Genomic DNA, 806 nt, shown 5'->3' on the forward strand with positions numbered 1-806 from the left:
GCCCATGTCCGCCGTGCGACTTCCGCCCGTCGGACGGCCACCGCCCCGCTGCGGACCCTCCAGGGAACCGCCCCCGCGGGCGCCCGCCCGCCTCACAGCCGGTCCAGCAGATCGGACGCCATCGCCCGGGCCCGCTCCAGCCGGGTGCCGGCGCCTTCCAGGCCGGCCCGGGCCATCGCGCCCTCCAGCAGGAAGGAGAGGTGTTCCGCGGTCGCCCGGGCCCGCTCCGGACTGCCGGGGAGCAGCTTGCCGAGATGCCCGGCGAGCAGGCCCTCGACCTCCTCCTTGTGCCGGCGCACCACCTCCCGGCCCTCGTCCCCGGCGGGCAGTTCCGCGGCCGCGTTCAGCAGGCCGCAGCCGCGGAAGCCCCGGTCGTAGGCGAAGGCGGCATGGTCGGCGTAGGCGTCGAAGACCGCGAGGACCCGGCCGCGTGCGTCGTGGGCCGTCTCCAGCCGCTGCCGGTAGAGGCCGAGCCACTCCTCGTGCCGTGCGTCGAGATAGGCCATCACCAGGTCGGACTTGGAGGAAAAGTTGTTGTACAGGCTCATCTTCGCCACGCCCGCCTCGGCGGTGATCGTGTCGATGCCGGTCGCCGCCACCCCGTCCGCGTAGAAGCGGCGGGCCGCGGCGGCCAGCAGACGTTCCCGCGCGGCTCCGCGCCGCCTGCCGGGGCGTGCACCCGCCTCCACCGGTCCGGTGCTCTCGCTCATCCGGCCCTCCCTCCCTTAATTAGGTAGGTCAGTCTGCCTATAGAAGCAGGTGGTGGCGCATCCATTCTTCGGGGCGTCTCACACGCGGGGCTCACG

At 73.6% G+C, this 806-nt stretch carries 1 protein-coding gene; it reads right to left on the reverse strand.

Annotation, left to right across the window (positions count from 1 at the left end; all coding sequences use genetic code 11):
- Positions 1–92 precede the first annotated feature (92 nt).
- Positions 93–710 (reverse strand): TetR/AcrR family transcriptional regulator, encoded by a 618-nt coding sequence (locus ACOV8S_RS19330; protein WP_448319059.1) that lies wholly within the window; start codon positions 708–710, stop codon positions 93–95.
- Positions 711–806 lie beyond the last annotated feature (96 nt).

It is taken from the genome of Streptomyces sp. CO7 (assembly GCF_053474865.1).

Bases quoted from the DNA above. Each gene is read 5' to 3' on its own strand.
- ACOV8S_RS19330 (WP_448319059.1), bottom strand. From the start codon at position 710: ATGAGCGAGAGCACCGGACCGGTGGAGGCGGGTGCACGCCCCGGCAGG.